The sequence below is a fragment of the Arthrobacter sp. DualSoilB13 genome (assembly GCF_055389195.1).
The window spans coordinates 1,816,694-1,831,696 of the sequence record NZ_AP035865.1; the positions used below are offsets into that span (position 1 = coordinate 1,816,694).

11 protein-coding genes and 1 pseudogene are annotated in these 15,003 nt (G+C 61.9%); 5 read left to right on the forward strand and 7 right to left on the reverse strand.

Translation table 11 applies throughout. The features are described 5' to 3' along the window. The first annotated feature begins 27 nt into the window (after positions 1-27). Positions 28-1,314 (forward strand): ATP-binding protein, encoded by a 1,287-nt coding sequence (locus ACZ5J0_RS08420; RefSeq protein WP_464094559.1) that lies wholly within the window; start codon positions 28-30, stop codon positions 1,312-1,314. A gap of 239 nt (positions 1,315-1,553) precedes the next feature. On the opposite strand, the gene ACZ5J0_RS08425 is transcribed toward ACZ5J0_RS08420, so the two are convergent. After that, complete coding sequence (locus ACZ5J0_RS08425; RefSeq protein WP_464094560.1) at positions 1,554-2,180, reverse strand: TetR/AcrR family transcriptional regulator; 627 nt, start codon at positions 2,178-2,180, stop codon at positions 1,554-1,556. A 184-nt stretch (positions 2,181-2,364) separates the two neighbouring features. On the opposite strand from ACZ5J0_RS08425, the gene ACZ5J0_RS08430 reads away from it, so the two are divergent. Genes ACZ5J0_RS08430 through ACZ5J0_RS08445 form a run of 4 tightly spaced genes read left to right on the forward strand, consistent with a single transcriptional unit; the run spans position 2,365 to position 8,571 of the window. Then, complete coding sequence (locus ACZ5J0_RS08430) at positions 2,365-3,714, forward strand: MFS transporter (RefSeq protein ID WP_242703581.1); 1,350 nt, start codon at positions 2,365-2,367, stop codon at positions 3,712-3,714. A 20-nt stretch (positions 3,715-3,734) separates the two neighbouring features. Continuing rightward, complete coding sequence (locus ACZ5J0_RS08435; protein ID WP_464094561.1) at positions 3,735-6,458, forward strand: family 78 glycoside hydrolase catalytic domain; 2,724 nt, start codon at positions 3,735-3,737, stop codon at positions 6,456-6,458. 59 nt (positions 6,459-6,517) lie between these two features. Then, the gene (locus ACZ5J0_RS08440; RefSeq protein WP_464094562.1) at positions 6,518-7,750 is read left to right on the forward strand and encodes a glycoside hydrolase family 1 protein; all 1,233 of its coding nucleotides are present in this window, start codon (positions 6,518-6,520) and stop codon (positions 7,748-7,750) included. Continuing rightward, the gene (locus tag ACZ5J0_RS08445) at positions 7,747-8,571 is read left to right on the forward strand and encodes an SDR family NAD(P)-dependent oxidoreductase (protein WP_464094563.1); all 825 of its coding nucleotides are present in this window, start codon (positions 7,747-7,749) and stop codon (positions 8,569-8,571) included. The genes ACZ5J0_RS08440 and ACZ5J0_RS08445 overlap by 4 nt, the downstream gene beginning before the upstream one ends. Before the next feature lie 204 nt (positions 8,572-8,775). On the opposite strand, the gene ACZ5J0_RS08450 is transcribed toward ACZ5J0_RS08445, so the two are convergent. The 6 genes and pseudogenes from ACZ5J0_RS08450 to ACZ5J0_RS08475 all read right to left on the reverse strand — a co-directional run bounded on the left by ACZ5J0_RS08450 (position 8,776) and on the right by ACZ5J0_RS08475 (position 14,958). After that, on the reverse strand, positions 8,776-10,452 hold the full coding sequence (locus ACZ5J0_RS08450) for a thiamine pyrophosphate-binding protein (protein WP_464094564.1): 1,677 nt from the start codon (positions 10,450-10,452) through the stop codon (positions 8,776-8,778). Further along, a complete protein-coding gene (locus ACZ5J0_RS08455; protein ID WP_464094565.1) occupies positions 10,449-11,240 on the reverse strand; it encodes a cyclase family protein in 792 nt (263 codons plus the stop codon). The genes ACZ5J0_RS08450 and ACZ5J0_RS08455 overlap by 4 nt, the downstream gene beginning before the upstream one ends. A 67-nt stretch (positions 11,241-11,307) precedes the next feature. Continuing rightward, complete coding sequence (locus tag ACZ5J0_RS08460) at positions 11,308-11,550, reverse strand: hypothetical protein (RefSeq protein WP_464097223.1); 243 nt, start codon at positions 11,548-11,550, stop codon at positions 11,308-11,310. Positions 11,551-11,931: 381 nt separating this feature from the next. Next, positions 11,932-12,051, reverse strand: a pseudogene (locus tag ACZ5J0_RS08465) (hypothetical protein); the annotation flags it as partial. Continuing rightward, positions 12,051-13,223: a thiolase family protein gene (locus ACZ5J0_RS08470; RefSeq protein ID WP_464094567.1), complete on the reverse strand. Its 1,173-nt coding sequence runs from the start codon at positions 13,221-13,223 to the stop codon at positions 12,051-12,053. The pseudogene ACZ5J0_RS08465 and the gene ACZ5J0_RS08470, both read right to left, overlap by 1 nt. Positions 13,224-13,272: 49 nt before the next feature. Next, the gene (locus ACZ5J0_RS08475; protein ID WP_464094568.1) at positions 13,273-14,958 is read right to left on the reverse strand and encodes an ATP-dependent acyl-CoA ligase; all 1,686 of its coding nucleotides are present in this window, start codon (positions 14,956-14,958) and stop codon (positions 13,273-13,275) included. Between the last annotated feature and the right edge of the window lie 45 nt (positions 14,959-15,003).

Sequence of the window (15,003 nt, forward strand, 5' to 3'; positions counted from 1 at the left end):
CCAGACCATCTCCGAAGGACACACCACATGCACTCCTGGCGCATCCGAGAATTGCAACGCGAAGACCTTGACCAATTAATCACGCTCTGGCACTCCTCCCGGGACGGGCACCTTCACTCGGTCTACAGCATCTCGGACATCCTCGCCGCAGCCGCAGACGGCAACAGCGTTGGGGCATTCATCGGCGCTGACCTCGTCGGAGCCGTAGTGTTCCGCATTCAGGCAGACCGGGCATGGATCCTCATGCTCGGCCAAGCCCCCGAGTGGCGCAATCAAGGTCTGGGCAGCTCGCTGATCTCGGCGCTGGAGGAAAGCCTCGCCGAGACCCAAGTCGTCAAGATCTCCGCGCTCCTGCCCGCAAAGGAAACCCGGGTCCAGGCCTTCCATAACAGCGGATTCGGACCCCAGGAAGAACTCGTCTACTTCGAACGCGGCGTCCCCGTCCAGCCCAAGGAAATCCAAACCCTGGAACGCCTCGGCGGAACACCATCCCCGCGAGGGCTGTGGGAAGACATGGGAGGGATGCAACACGAGAAGGAACTGATCGAACGTAGGCTCATCCTGCCTCTGGCCAAGGAAGAACTCGCCCGCTCCCTCGGTGTCGTGCCGCCCCGCTCCGTTGTGCTGTTCGGCCCACCCGGCACCGGAAAGACGACGTTCGCAAAAGCCGTAGCCTCACGGCTCGGATGGCCTTTTGTTGAAGTCTTCCCCTCGCGCCTGGCCTCGGACCCCAACGGACTCGCTGCCGCTCTCCGTCAGACCTTCCAAGACATCTCGCACCTGGAACACGCTGTGGTGTTCATCGATGAAGTCGAGGAAATTGCCGCCCAACGAAGTGAAGGTCAACCATCGCCCCTACAAGGGGTCACCAACGAACTCCTCAAAACGATTCCGGCCTTCCGTGCCAAAGAAGGCCGGCTGCTGATCTGTGCAACAAACTTCATCCGCTCCCTGGACCAAGCCTTCCTTCGTCACGGCCGGTTTGACTATGTCATTCCCATCGGCCTGCCTGACTTCGATGCCCGCAGGGCCATCTGGGAACGGTACATCCCCGACCGCGCCAGCGAGCACGTCGACATCGAAGTCCTCGCCAAAAGCACCGAGCGGTTCTCCCCAGCCGACATCGAGTTCGCAGCCCGCAAAGCCTCCCAGCGCGCCCTGGAAGAAGAGGTGTACGGCACCTCCGGAGAAGACGCAGACACCGCACTACAAACCCGGATTTACCTCGAAGCCATTGCCCAGACCCGGGCAACCGCTAGTGAGAAAACAGTCACCGACTTCCTCGAGGACATCCGCCGGCTGGGACGTACTTAACCCTTAACCGGCCCTAAACCCAAAGAACCAGCCACAACCACGAAAATAAGATCAGCGTGATCAGGACTGCGCTTCCCGCGTCCTGTGCCGCCTGGCACCATGGATTGTCCTCCGGCTGCAGTCGGCGAAGGTCTCTCATCGCCACAGATAATCGCCACAGATATACGGTTAGGGGAAGGTGTCGTCGCTGGCGCCCGCGCTCTGCCGATCTTCGCGGGTCGCACGCTCATCCTCCAGCTTTAATCCCCGTCTGGAGATGCGATGAACCGCATGAGCGTTTCCATGAGGTGCAGGGTCTCCCGTTCGGGGTCGAGCAGGAATTGGATGCGGAGTCCGTCCACCATGGCCATCACCATGGTGACTTTGTCGTCGGCGGTCAGTTCTTGGCTGTCTTCGGTGGTGGACAGTTTCTTGCTGGTGAAGTGTTCGCGCATCTTTGCGCGCCGGGAAATGAAGAAGTCGTGAGCCGGGTGGTTGGGGTTGGTGGCGGCGATGGTGATGGCGAGCCAGTTCCGGAGGTGCTCGGGGTGGGCGAACTCTTCTTGGAGGATGCTGCTCAGGACCTTCTCGCGGGGGACTTTTGATTCCATGATGCGGTTGGCGAGTTCGGCGTCGTCGAGGTCGCGCTGGGCCAGGGCGGCAAGGAGGAGGTCGTCCTTGGTGGCGAAGTGGCGGAGAAGGGCGGCGTGGGTGACGTTGGCGCGTGCCGCGATGTCGCGGAGGCTGGCGCGTTCGTAGCCGTGCTCAGCGAAGCTGGCAGAGGCTGCCCGGACTATTTCAGCCCGCCTTGCCGGAGTGGTGGCGTACGGGCCGCGACGGCGGGAGGCTGGACTTGGTGAGGTTGCCTGCTCGGTAGTTGTGGTCACTGGCCAAACCTTCTTTCCTAAGCTACGGGCAATTTCTCCGGGGGTCTTGTCAATTGTAACCACCATGACTACTATTCACGAATAGTAACCACGATGGTTACTCTTTACTTGGTTCGACGATGTCGTCGCAGGGCCACGCTGCGGATGCCGGCAGCGGGCGACCACTTTCTTGAAGGAGTCATTGGTGACTACGAACAATCACGAGGCCCCCAGCCTCGCCGGGGGCGTCGCTGCCGCACAGCCGGTCCCTGGCAACCAGCCGCCAACCGCGGATCCGAGCACTCAACTGATGGAGGAACCTCAGAGTCCCGTCAGCAGGAGTTACATCTTTTGGCTGATGCTCGCCAGCTTCGGAGCGTCCATTGCCATGATGGTGCCGCTTTCGTACGGCATCGCTGTGAGGATCACGGAGCTCGCCCCCGGCCAGGAACAGGTACTGGGCTTCATCACGGGCATAGCCCAGCTGGTCTACCTGATCATCAGCCCGATCGTGGGGATCTGGAGCGACCGGACGAGGTCCCGCTTTGGTCGCCGCAGCCCGTTCATCTTCCTGGGTACGGCCATCGGTCTGGCCGGCCTGGTAGTCATGGGTCTGGCGCCCAACCTGCTCCTGGTAGGAGCCGGATGGATCCTTGGTATGTCCGGTTGGTCGATCTCCGGCGCTGCCATTCAGAACCTGATGGCGGACAAACTGCCGGAAGCGCAGCGCGGACGGGTCTCAGCGCTAACAGGCCTCATGACCCAAATCGCGCCTGTTTTGGGCATTGGTGTTGCCTACGCTGTCTCCTCAAACACTCTCCTGGTCTTCGTGGTCCCGGGCGTCATCGGTGCAATACTTTTGGCGCTGTTCCCGCTCATCAAGCCGGAGGGCAGCTCCAAAGACGTCGTCATTGATTCGCAGGTAACGTTCCGCTCGGTGGTTGCCAGCTACGGTTTCAGCGTCCGGAAGTACCCCGATTTCGCGTGGAACTGGTTGGGCCGCTTCGTCTTCTTCATGGGCCTGTACTTCAACACCACCTTCGGCACGTTCTTTTACGCGCAGCGCCTTGGACTTCCCGTCCGAGAGGTGGCGGGAGTTGTGGCCACGATCGGCATGTTGGGTGTCGTCGCGGCAGCAGCAGGTGCCCTGCTGGGTGGCTTCCTCTCGGACAAGCTCAGGCGGCGCAGGCTGTTCGTCATCATCGCTGCTTTGATCTTCGTGGCAGGGGCCTTGGCTGAGGCTTTCGCCTGGTCGCTTCCGCAGCTGATCATCGGTGCAGTCCTCATGCAGACTGCCATCGCCGTATTCGCGACCGTTGACCAAGCCATCATCTTCGCCATCCTGCCCAACCGCACGGAAACGGCGCGCTACATGGCGGTGGTGGCCTTCGCGCAAAAGATCCCCAGTGCAGTGGCACCCCTGATCGCATCGGTGATCATCACCATCGGCATTACGGGAACGGACAAGAACTACACCTTCCTCTATCTGGCCGGCGCTGTCCTTGCGCTCCTTGGCGGCTCCGTCATCGCTCTCAAGGTTAAGTCCGTTCGCTAATGGAAACACCGTTCGAATCAATGCCGACGAAAGTAGAACCAACCACCATGGACCACATGCCATTCGGGCATACCGTGGACAGCGGCGGGGATCAGTTCCCTGTCACGGGGCCGGCCCCTCGGTTGTCTTGGAAAGTCAACGCAGGGATCCCGGCAAAGGCCTTCGAGCTGGAGGCGACGGTCGACGGCGTGGCGCAGCCACTTGCGTCCACTACCACTCACCTCTTTGTTCCCTGGCCTTGGGCTGAACTGCGCAGCAGGCAGCGGATAGCCTGGCGCGTGCGCGCCGCGGAACCAGCGGCCAGTTGGTCGGCATGGTCCCCTTTTGAGGCGGGTCTTTTCGACGCCGATTGGACGGCTTCGTGGATTTCACCAGTTGAGGGGGAAGACAGGCCGTACGGCCAGCGTCCAGCTCACGTGCTTGCTACGGAGTTTGATCTGGGAGACCTGACCGGCTCCCAGGCCGTGACCTCGGCCCGACTTTACGCCACAGCACTGGGCGTTTACACTGCCGCGATCAATGGTCAACGTGCCGGTACAGCGGAACTGTCACCCGGGTCGACGTCGTACGACCGTACTCTCTACGCCCAGGCGTCCGACGTGACGTCGCTGGTTCGGTCGGGCGGGAACCGCATGGAAATCGAACTGTCGGACGGCTGGTACCGGGGACAGGTGGGAGCCTTCCGGCACCCTGCCCAATGGGGAACCCAGCTAGGAGCCCGGGCAGAACTACACCTTGAATTCGCTGATGGTTCCCACCGCGTTATCGGAACGGACGGCACGTGGACAAGCGCACCATCGCCCACGACCCGTGCGGATCTCATGGAAGGTCAAACGGTCGACTTCACGGTTCCGTCCGCGGCTCCGTCCGTGGTTTTGGTGGACGAAGTGACCGCACCGGGAATCGAATGGTCACCCGCGCCGCCGGTCAAAGTGATCGCTTCGCGCCCAGCTGAGAGTCTTCATGAACTGCGGCCCGGTGTCTGGATCGCAGACTTTGGCCAGAATGCCTCCGGTTGGATCCGGCTCCACGATCTTGGACCTGCCGGCACGCGTACCGTCATTGACTATGGCGAGCACCTTGGCCCTGACGGGGACCTGTCAACCTCGCATCTTGATTCACATCGGCCAGGTGAACCCGCCCGGATCTTCTCACAACGGGACGAAGTCACGGCAGGGGAGGAGCGTGCTGTTTTTGAACCACGGCACACGGTCCACGGATTCCAGTACGCCCGCATCTCCCGCGAGGCGGCAGGCATAGACCTGGCCCCGTTGGATCCCGCCGGCGTCACCATGCAGGTGGTTCACACTGACCTGCCACAAACCGGTGATTTCTCCTGCAGCGATGAAGACCTGAATGTCCTGCACCGAATCGGGGAGTGGAGCTTCCTCGGCAACGCAGTGGACGTCCCCACGGATTGCCCCACGCGTGAACGCCTGGCATGGACGGGTGACTACCAGGTCTTCATTTCCACTGCCACGCGGCTGCGGGATGTGCTGGGGTTCAGCCGCAAATGGTTGCGGTCCGTCCGTGACGATCAACTCGAGGACGGGCGCATCGCCAACTTTTCTCCTGATGGTCGCATGATCAAGAATCACGTGGATGATCAGTTCGCCATGATGACCGGTTCGGCTGGTTGGGGAGACGCAATAGTCGCGGTGCCGTGGGAGCTCTACGAGGCTTATGGAGATGAAGCAGTTCTTGCTGAGAACTGGGACGCCATGGTCCGGTGGGTCCAATGGGCACTGGAGATGGCACGGACGACCCGGCACCACGAGCGCGTGAAAGCATCAGCCACGCCCGAGCCTTACGAGCAGTACCTGTGGGATGGCACTTTCCATTGGGGCGAATGGACGGAGCCCAAAAAGCGCGACGTCGACGGGCGCCTGATCGACCCCGTCCAGGACAACCCCATGGCCTGGTTCATGGAGGACAAGGGAGAGGTCGGGACAGCGTATCTGTACCGCTCGGCCGCGACTCTTGGGCGCATCGCTGAGGTTCTGGGGCAGCCGGAGGATGCAGCGAAATACGGCGACATTGCCGAGTCAGTCCGTGACGCCTGGCGTCTTGCGTACCTCCGGGACGATGGCACTACAGCGGCCGACACTCAGGCAAGCTACGTCAGGGCGTTGTCCTTCGGACTGCTTCCCATGGAGTCGCGCAGCCGTGCGGCGGACCGCCTGGTTGAGTTGATCCGCGAGGCTGGAACCCACCTTGGTACGGGCTTCCTGTCCACTGGCGATCTGCTTCCTGTGCTCGTTGAAGCCGGACGATTGGACGTTGCCCATGAGCTCCTTTTCCAGCGCACGGCACCGTCCTGGCTGTCCATGGTGGACAAAGGCGCAACAACCATTTGGGAGTCCTGGGAAGGGATCGACGAACACGGTCATGCGCAGGATTCCCTCAACCACTACAGCAAAGCCACTGTCCTCCGGTTCCTGCATGAGCACACTCTGGGACTGAGGCAGGCGACAGGATCCATTGCTTGGCGCTCCATAGTGATCGCTCCAACGTTGGCCCCGGGTATCACTTGGGCCAAGGGAACCCATGAGTCCCCGTACGGCACCATCCGTGTCCACTGGCAGTTCGACGGCGAAACCCTGCGGATCGATGCCGATATCCCTGCCGAAACAGAAGCGCGCATCGTCTTCCCGGACGGCTCCGAGCACCACGCAGGACCAGGTCGCTTCCGGGCCAGCGCACCCGTATCCATGCACGAACCCGAGGCCGTTCCCGCGACCTGACGGGACACCTCTCCAAACCGCTCAGAAACACACTGACTTAACGAAAGAAGAGAACACCCATGACCACTTTCCCCGCCGACTTTCTCTGGGGCGCGGCAACCGCCGGCCACCAGATCGAAGGCAACAACGTCAACAGCGACTGGTGGGCTCGTGAACTGACCATGCCAGGCATGGAACTCTCCGGAGACGCCTGCGACAGCTACCACCGCTACCGTGAAGACATCGATCTCCTGGCCGATGCCGGCCTTACGTCCTACCGTTTCAGCCTCGAATGGTCACGTATTGAACCCGCCCCGGGAGCCTTCTCCAAGGCCGAACTGGCCCATTACCGCCGCATGATCGAGCACTGCTTCGCCCGGAACGTCACCCCGGTGGTCACTTTGCAGCACTTCACCACTCCGCAGTGGTTCGCGAACGACGGCGGCTGGTTGGCTCCGGACGCTTCGGAAAAGTTCCAGCGGTACGTCACGGCGGCAACCACCATCCTGGAAGGCGTGGACTGGGTGGTGACCATGAATGAACCCAATATGCAGGCGGCGATCATGACGGCCATGCGCCGCATGCAACAACACGATGGTGGCGAGTGGCAGAGCCCCACCGTCGAGGGAACCGAAGAGACCAAACAAACACACAGCGACTTCCTCACCTACGCTGATCCGGAGATCGGGCGGGCATTCACCGCCATCCACCACGCTGCCCGCGACATTGTCCGAGCCCGCACCACCGCGAAAGTCGGGTGGACCATCGCCGCAGGGGCTCTCACCGCGGCTCCCGGCGGGGAGGAGAAACTCCTCGAAATCCGCTACGGCAAGGAAGACGTCTACTGGGAAGGCAGCCGCGGCGATGACTTTGTTGGAGTGCAGGCCTACTCAAGTCAGGAAGTGGACGCCAACGGCTTGGTACCTCACCCTGCCAACCCGGACAATACGCTGGTGGGCACCGCCTACCGCCCCGACGCCCTCGCCATGGCGGTGCGGCACGCCTGGTCAGTAACCGGCGGAGTCCCGGTGATGGTCACCGAAAACGGCATCGCGACCGCCGACGACAACCAGCGCATCCGCTACACCTCAGAGGCCCTGCAAGGTTTGCAGCATGCCATGGCTGACGGCATTGACGTTCGCGGCTACCTCCACTGGTCCCTGCTGGACAACTTCGAATGGGGACACTGGGAACCAACCTTTGGTCTGATTGCCGTGGACAGAGACACGTTCACACGCATACCCAAACCGAGCCTCGCCTGGCTAGGAAGTGTCGCCCGAAGCAACCAACTCGACGTCGAGGTTCCCGCGTGACCACCGCATTCGCCGACGCTTCCCTTACCCCAGTCCGGGACCTGCTTTCCCTGACCGGCCGCACGGCTGTCATCACCGGTGCCGCCCAAGGCCTGGGCAAAGCCATCGCGTCCCGGTTGGCCGAAGCCGGGGCGGACGTTCTTCTGGCAGACATCGACGGCGAACGCGCCCGGGAAGCTGCCGCAGAAATCGCTGCACGCTTCCCAGCCCGATCGCTGGGGATCGATATGGACGTGACAGCCTCGGAATCAGTGCGAAAGGCCGCCTCGTTTGCGGCAGCTGAGCTGGGAGGCATCGACATCTGGGTCAATAACGCGGGCGTCTTTCCCAGCATCCCGGTCCTGGAAACGCAGGACGAAGAGTGGGAGCAGGTGTTCGCCGTTAATACCAGAGGGGTCTTCAACGGCTCCCGGGAAGCCGCACGACACATGAACGGCAGCGGAGTGATCATTAACATCATCTCCACCGCAGGCTTTGAGGGAACAGCCCCCGGCCTTGCCTCCTATGTGGGATCCAAGCACGCCGTCCGCGGCATGACCAAGCAGATGGCGCTGGAGTTTGCATCCTTGGGAATCAGGGTGCTGGGAGTAGCGCCCACCTTCGTACCCACCGAGGGCACCATGGCGGCTGCCGCCGCAATGCACACCGGGGACGCTGGTCTGACGTCGGAGTCCCGGACTAACGCGGTGATGACCGGCAGTCTTATGGGGCGGCTGGGAACCCCGGACGACATTGCACGAGTGGTCTTGTTTTGCGCCAGTGACTTGTCCACCGTCATGACCGGCAGCACCCTCCTGGCCGACGCCGGCAAAACGATCTAAGAGTCCTTGGTCAGCACTTCCGTCAGGGAACGAAGGCCCGGGCAACATAGCCCGGGCCTTCGACTTGATCCAACCTTCGGCCGCGGACATGGTCGGGATACATAATGATCTGCATATTCTTCGGGGCGGGCCACCGCATGACTGGAACCTCGAGTGTGCACGCTCAAGTACGCTTCACTGCGTCGACGTAGATTTGGCTACTACTTAGTGGCCTTGGAATGCTTCGGCGAGCCACCACGCGCCGCCGTCGGAGGCTATTTTCGCGTCGATCACCAGGGGCCGGTTCTGCGTTCCGGCTTGGTAGGCGGCGATCCATGGGCGCACATCATCGAGGTCGCCCACGGTCCGGACGGTCACCCCTTCGGCGCCGAATCCGCGCGCGATCGCGGCGATGTCCGTTTCCGGGAAGACGACGCTGGAGAGCTCGGCCTCCGAGTGCTCCGAAGCGAAGTGGTGGACCTCGGCCCCGTAGGCGGCGTCGTTGTAGACGATGCACACTAGGGGTAGTTTCAGCCTCGCGGCGGTCTCCAACTCGCTGATTCCCATGAGGAATCCACCGTCGCCGGCGCCCAGGACGGGCAGGCGGTGTGGCTGCGCGAGGGCAGCACCAATCGCGGTGTAAAGGCCCAGCCCGATCGCTTGGAAGGCCTGGGTGAAGCAGAAACCGAACTCGTCCGGCACAGCAAGGTATTGGCTGGGGTAGCCCATGAAGTTGCCCGAATCGACCGCGACGATCCGCTCGGATGGGAGCAGGGTGTCGAGTTCGCGGGTGAGGACGCGGGGATCGATGGAGGTTGCCGTGGACAGATCCGCTGTGGAAACGTCCCGCCACCGTGAGCTCTGTTTGATGGCCAGGGCGTTGGCTTCGGTGCGGTACTTCTCCACGGGTTCCGGCTGCGCAGACCGGAGCACGGCCAAAGCATCCCCAGCGGTGAGCGCCGAATCGCCCAGCACGCCCAGGGTGATGGGCCGGTTGGCACCCAGGGCGGGATCTTCGACGTCGATCTGCACCACTGTGGTGCCAGTGGAGATCAGTCGTCCGTGGCGCATGGTCCACATGTTCAGTGCGCAACCCCAGCCCACGATCAGGTCCGCGCCGCTGATGAACTCCGCCGTGGTGGGCGACGAAAAACCACCCGAGATGCCCAGGTTGTGCGAGTCGCCGTTGAACAGTCCGCTCGCCACTGCCGAGGTGGCCACCAACGCCCCGGCATGCTGCGCCAGTGCCAGGATCTCGTCCCGGGCACCCCGCCCGCCGCGTCCGGCAACGAACACGGGCCGTTCCGCGGCGGCCACGAGTGCCACCAGTTGCTCAACGGCGGCAGCGTCAGGGCGGACCTTCAACGGTTCAGGCACGACGACGGCACTCACCTCATCTGCCGCAGTGCCACTTTGGATGTCCAGCGGCAGGCTCAGCACCACCGTGCGGCGCTCGTTCACGGCGGTCCGGAACGCCCTGACGGTGTCTGCCACGGCGGTGGCGGGGGAGTGAATCCGCTCGGCGACAGCTCCGACGCTGCGTGCCAGGGCGTCCTGGTCGATCTTGAAGTTGGACCGGATGGCCGCGGCCTGGGTGTCGGCGGTCAGCACGATCATCGGCGTCCGGCTCTTCGCTGCCTCACCGATGCCGGTGATGGCATTGCTCAGCCCGCAGCCCTGGTGCGTGGTGACCACTCCCACCTTCCCGGACATCCGCGAATACGCGTCCGCCATGGTCGCCGCCCCGCCCTCATGCCGCGTGGCAGTGAACTGAATGCCCTCGGCCATCAGTGTTCCGGTGACATCGAAGTTGCCGCTGCCCACCACCCCAAAGACGTGCCCGACGCCGAGCTTCGCCAGCGTCCTGCCCACCAGTGTGGAGACCCGCACTTGCCCGTTCATGCCTTCTCCACCGCACCCTTTTCCACCAGCGCGTACACGCGGCTCGGGCTGCCCGTCCCGCCGACGATCGGCAACGGAGCAACCACCAACGTCGCACCGGTGACGGGGAGCCGGTCCACGTTCCGCAGTGAGGTCACGCCGTACTTGTCCGCTCCGAGCAGGAACGAGTGGACGGGGAACATCGGATCCAGCGCTCCGGCCTGCCCGGCGTCGATGCCCACGGTCTCCACACCGAAGCCGCTGATCGAAGCGTTACCGGCGAGCCACTTGGCACCTGCCGCGGAGACCCCGGGAGTGTGGGGTCCGGCGTCGTCCGCGTTGACGAAAGCCGCAGCGTCAGCACCGCGGGCCGCCCAGCCGGTCCGGAAGATCACCCAGCAGTTCTCCGGGAACAACCCATGCTCAGACTGCCACTGCTCAAAATGCTCAGGCTCCAGCAGGAAGTCCGGGTCCTCCGCCGCCTCGGTGGTCTTGTCGATGACCACAACCGGGCCCACCAGCCGGTGCGGTTCGATCTGGTCCACGGACTTGCCGTCCTTGCCCGTGATCCAGTGCACCGGCGCGTCCAGGTGCGTCCCGGCGTGCTCGCCCACGGTGACGTCGTTCCACGCCCAGGCCGGACCGGCGTCGTCGAAATTACTTACCGGTGAAACGGACAAGCCCACGGTGTTCGCGAACGGCTGGGGCAGGTTCAGGATGGGGGTCTCGGAACTGAGCGGCGTGGTGAGATCGATGATCTCCACGGAACCACTCGAAAGGGCTGCAGTGAGCCCGGCCAGAACAGACATTGTTCTCCTATCGCTTGCTGGATTGAGTTGGCATGAAAGACGACTTCATGAAAGAGGAGCGGCAATTTCAATTGCTCGTATCGAACACAGCGTCGAAAACGCTACTGTCGCCGGTGCTTTCCGGGTCCGGGAGTTGGGCCGCCCGATACCACTCCCGGGATGGCCACGAGCTGTCTGCCGCTACATTGAACCAGGTCAGTCGTTCGCTCGAATCGTGTTCCGGGCAGATGCCGTCGGTTCTGGGACAGCCGGCTGTCACGGCAGTGGCGCCCCGCCCCAAGAGGGTGGCGATGACGAAGTGGCCGAGCATTGAGCAACCATCAGTGACCAGAAGTCGCTTACTTTTTGGGTCTGAAAGAAAGTCGTTCTCGCTTGGTCTGGCGCTCGGCTCGATAGAGTCGGGGTGTTCGGTTGCTGGGCGGGCGACGACAACGCCACGTCCGGCTGCATCCAGTCGCAGTTCCATGACCACAGGCTCGCCTGTGACGCAGCCTGGCAAGAGATGAGCCACGATGGTGGGCCCCTCCATCGAGGCCACACTTCCAATGGTCCAAGGCAGTCGTTCCTGGAAGTACGGTTCGTTGCTTGAGTGGATTGTGGTTTTCGCGGACAGAAGGCCCCGGCGATCAGCGACTTCCCAGCTCAATTCGGTGCCTAAGCAGTTATGGCAGGCATCCCGGGGAGGGTATTGAACTTTGCTGCAGCCCGGGCATCGTTGAAGGATGAATCGCCCGGCCGCGGCTCCGCGGATCAGGCCTGCTGCTGCCGCGCTGCGTGCCAGTGGCGGGTGCGGACCGCTGAATATCGACATTAGTTCCACCCTGAGAGGATGGCGGCCGCGGAGCAGAGGCCGCGGTCGTAGTTGATCATCCCGAATCCTGACACCAACCCGATTCCGTTCCCACCGCGGACGGGGTTTGGGGCAGAATCGGTGAGCTGCCGGATGCCTTCTACCAATCCCAAGTGCCCTCCAGCTGCTCCGGCCTGCCCTGTGGAAAGTTGTCCGCCAGAGGTGTTGTGAGGGAAGTTGCCGGCCACCCCGAACTCATGAGTCCGCACAAAGTCCGGACCTTCGCCTTTGGCGCAGAAGCCAAGATCCTCAAACTGGAGCATAGAGATGACGGGGTAATCATCGTAGGTCTGGACGAAGTCGGTATCTTCCGGGCGAACGCCCGCACTGGACCACAACTCAGCAGCGTCCACTGACCAGCCGCCCCTGTGTTGAATCACGTCTTCGGAGAATGCGTTGTGGCGTTCAATGGTGCCCATGATTCGGGCGAAAGGAATGCCCAATTCCTGGGCCATGTCGTCCCGCATAACCAGGAATGCCTCGGCGCCCGCACAAGGCATTACACAGTCGAAAAGGCGGAGAGGATCGGATATGGGTCGTGCATCGAGGTAGTTTTGCATCGTCAGTGGTTTCTGAAGCAGAGCCCACGGTGTAGAGGAGGCATTCGCCCTCTGTGAGACAGCCAGTTTCCCAAAGTCCTCGGCCGTCGCACTGTAGGTACGCATGTAGTAGTCCGTGAGCAGGGCGAAGCTGGCATTGGGTCCGGCGCCCCCGTAGGGATATGAAGCGTCTTGGGCGAACTTGCTGAAGCTGGTCACCAGGCTTCGGAAGGATCCCGGACGATTGGTATCGGCGGCGATGCAGGCCACTATGCTGGCATCGCCTGTTTGGACAGCCCGGGCTGCCCTCCGCAATGCGACCACGCCCGAAGCTCCGCCCAAAGCGATTCCGTCAAGCCAACGCGGGGACAAGCCAAAGTGTTGGGTGACACTGACAGGGTTGTCCGGGGCAAGTGTGAAGCTCGATAGGGCCAAACCATCGATCTGTTCTTTTGCCAGTCCCGAGCCGTCCAGCAGCATCTTGAGTGCGCGGGCGATCCACCATTGCGCGGACTTGTCCGAGAATCTCTCGTACGGCACTGTGACCGGCACTGCGACGGCGACGCCGTCGTACTTCATTCGCGGGGACGTCATTGCTGCAACCTTCTTGTATGGGGGACCAATCGGGGACCAGGCCAGGACATCATCGTTTGACGACGTATCCGTGGTGTTCCCTGTCCCATGTGGTCGGGGTAACTCCGGATTCGCGCAGCTGGAATTTCTTGATCTTGCCGTTCTCGGTGACAGGCAGTGACTCAACAAAGTCGACATAGCGTGGAACAGAAAAGTACGAGATCAAGTCTTGGCAATGGTCCAACAATTCCTGCTCAGAGAGGTGCGCGTTGTCGCGAAGAACCACAGCACACATCACGTCATCTTCGGCGAGCTCCGACTGGACGGGGAACACTGCGGCCGTCTTCACTGATGGGTGGAGGGCTATGGCCTGTTCGACTTCGTAGGAGGAGATGTTCTCACCTCGTCTGCGGATAACGTCCTTGATCCGGTCAATAAAGCGGAAGTATCCGTCCTCGTCGCAGACAACCCGGTCTCCAGTGTGGAGCCAGAGGTTTCGCCACGCTTCCACCGTCTTGTCCGGCGTGCCGAAGTAGCCGGTCGCGAAGGCAAAAGGATCCTCGGCCCGGAGAACCAACTCGCCCGGCGTACCGGGCTGAAGCTCGTTGTCCAGCTCATCTACGACTTTCGCGTGGAAACCCGGCCGGACCTGTCCCATGGTTCCCAGTCGCTTCTGACTTGGTGGTGAGCCTATGACGAAGTTGCTCTCAGTGGATGCAAAACCATCGATGAGTTCGACTCCAAACCTGCTAGTGAAAGCGGTGGAAGCCGCTGCCGGTACTCCAGGTGCGAGAACTGTGCGCAAGTGATGGCTTTTGTCACAGTCCGTGCCAGGGGTCGATAGCAAAATAGGAACCATTGCGCCCAGCAAATAGGTGACTGTTGCCTTGCTGGTCAGCAGCGATTCGAGGAATCCGGATGCTGAAAAGCGATTCTTGATGACGAGCGTTGTGCCTGTGATCAGCGCCTGAAAGAAGGCGCTGAGCGCGTTGACATGGAACAGCGGGAGGGTTGTCAGCAGTACGTCCCCTTCCTCCAACTCCAGGACCTTGGCACTGTTCGCGGCCCACCAGAAATATTGCGCGTGTGGGCAGAGAACGCCCTTGGACGGGCCGGTGGTTCCCGAGGTATAGAGGATGGCCAAGGGATCACTTGGGCGTATTTCGGACGGGCCGGAAACGAACTTCGGCGGAATTGTCCACTGGGCTGTTACAAGCGACGTGTCTGGCGCGGGATGGTCCCCTTTGCTGGGAATAGTGAGGATGCGCTCAAGTTTGGTGCCGGTGAGGGAGGTGACCGCCAGGCGGTTAAGGAACTCGGTCTCGCTGATGAGGAGGCGGGCTTCGGAGTTTCCCAGTATGTGTTGAAGTTGTGCCCCCTTGGACGCTGTGTTCAAAGGGACTGTGATGGCGCCAAGCCAGGCTGCCCCGAGGAATACTTCGAGGAATTCCGGACGATTTCCGCAGAAAAGTGCGATGCGGTCACCCTTTTGAACACCGGCGTGTTCGAGAGCTGCAGCTCCGCGTTGGGCCAATGAGACTGCCTGATTGAAGGAAACGTCTGCCGAGTCAAACGAACACAACGGTCGTTCGCCATAGAGGGCTGCTTGGGCCAGCAGCATCGCCGGTACCGTTCGCTCGTCGGGGGGAAATGTGTAGATCAGGCCGTTCCACGGTTCAGCGTCGACCCGTTCCAGCTGTGATGTCATCGTCTGGCCTGTTTCGTGGTTTTCTGTTTGTGGTTCCGGGAGTTTCATTGCTTGCACCTTTTGGTAGTTACCGCGCCTTCAAAGAAGATGATG

What these genes read in the sequence shown, in the direction of transcription:
- ACZ5J0_RS08420 (WP_464094559.1), top strand. Translation starts at nt 28, where the DNA reads ATGCACTCCTGGCGCATCCGAGAATTGCAACGCGAAGACCTTGACCAA.
- ACZ5J0_RS08435 (WP_464094561.1), top strand. Translation starts at nt 3,735, where the DNA reads ATGCCGACGAAAGTAGAACCAACCACCATGGACCACATGCCATTCGGG.
- ACZ5J0_RS08440 (WP_464094562.1), top strand. Translation starts at nt 6,518, where the DNA reads ATGACCACTTTCCCCGCCGACTTTCTCTGGGGCGCGGCAACCGCCGGC.
- ACZ5J0_RS08450 (WP_464094564.1), bottom strand. Translation starts at nt 10,452, where the DNA reads ATGAACGGGCAAGTGCGGGTCTCCACACTGGTGGGCAGGACGCTGGCG.
- ACZ5J0_RS08455 (WP_464094565.1), bottom strand. Translation starts at nt 11,240, where the DNA reads ATGTCTGTTCTGGCCGGGCTCACTGCAGCCCTTTCGAGTGGTTCCGTG.
- ACZ5J0_RS08460 (WP_464097223.1), bottom strand. Translation starts at nt 11,550, where the DNA reads ATGCTCGGCCACTTCGTCATCGCCACCCTCTTGGGGCGGGGCGCCACT.
- ACZ5J0_RS08470 (WP_464094567.1), bottom strand. Translation starts at nt 13,223, where the DNA reads ATGACGTCCCCGCGAATGAAGTACGACGGCGTCGCCGTCGCAGTGCCG.
- ACZ5J0_RS08475 (WP_464094568.1), bottom strand. Translation starts at nt 14,958, where the DNA reads ATGAAACTCCCGGAACCACAAACAGAAAACCACGAAACAGGCCAGACG.